This window comes from Xanthomonas sp. SHU 166 (assembly GCF_000364685.1).
GTDB classification, from domain to species: Bacteria; Pseudomonadota; Gammaproteobacteria; order Xanthomonadales; family Xanthomonadaceae; genus Xanthomonas_A; species Xanthomonas_A sontii.
In genome coordinates, this window is the sequence record NZ_AQOJ01000681.1 from 1 (window position 1) to 1220 (window position 1220).

The following is a 1220-nucleotide window of genomic DNA, read 5'->3' on the forward strand; positions in this document are numbered from 1 at the left end:
TTCGACGTAGGCGCCGGCATCGCTGTTGCCGGCACTGGCCTGCAGGTACTTGCCGGCCTCCTGCAGCTGCGCCACGTTGACCGCGTCGGTGGCTTCGGTGCCGGCGGCGACGCTGGTGATCTGCCGGGTCAGGCCGTTGCCGACATCGCCGACCGACACGCTGTTGTCGCGCGCGGCGTAGGAATGCGCGCCGAGCGCGACCGCATTGGTCGGCGCCTGGTTGCGCGCATCGTCCAACCAGGTGCTGACCCGCGCGCCGTAGCCGATCGCGGTGGCATCGCTGCCGTTGGCCTGGCTGTCGGTGCCGAGCGCGGTGCCGTTGTTGTTGTAGATCGACGTCACCGCACGTGCGCCCAGCGCGACGCTGTCGGGGTTCCAGGCGGTGGCCTTGTAGCCCAGCGCGATGCCGCTGTCGCCGGCGGCCAGCGCATAGCTGCCCAACGACACCGTGCGCGGCGCGAACGAACCGGCGCTGTGGCCGATGGCGACCGAATCGACGTTGCCCGGCAGGTTCGGGAACACGTTCGCGTTGTAGCCCAGCGCGATCGCGTAGTCGGACTGGCTCTGCGCGCCGGCGCCCAGGGCGATGCCGCCGACGCCGGTGGCGGCGGCGATGCCCACGCTGTTGCCGGCGCTGGCCGCGGCGGTGCTGACGCCGCCCACGGCGACGCTGTCGGTGCCGCTGGCCAGCGCGTTCATGCCCATCGCCACCGCACTGGTGGCGGTGGCGCGCGCGCCGATGCCCATCGCGGTGGCGTAGTCGCCTGCGGCGCGGGAGCTGTAGCCCACCGCCGTGCCCAGGTCGCCGGCCACTTCGGACAGGCCGCCGACCGCGGTGGCGCCATCCTTGAAGGTCTGCGCGTGGTAGCCCAGCGCGGTGCTCTGCACACCGCCGGCCGAGGTGCCGGTGCCGACCGCGGTGGTCAGCGGATCCAGCGCCTGCGCGCCGCCGCCGACCGCGGTGGCGGCCACGCCCAGGGCCTGGGTGGTCTGTTCGCGGCTGCCGACGATGAAGCCGTTCTCGTCGTACTCGTACACCGTCGCGGTGCTGCCGATGGCGGTGGCCGAGGTGCCGACCGCCGTGGCATCGGTACCGACCGCACTGGCGTGGGCGCCGCTGGCGACCGCGCCGCTGCCCAGCGCCGAGGCGCCGAGGCCGGCGGCGGTGCTGGTGGACCCCACGGCGGTGGTGTAGTCGCCATCGGCCAGCGCATCGGCGC

Annotated in this window: 1 pseudogene; it reads right to left on the reverse strand. The window is 73.9% G+C overall.

From position 1 onward, the window contains the following. Window positions 1–1220, reverse strand: a pseudogene (locus D180_RS16090) (hypothetical protein); the annotation flags it as partial.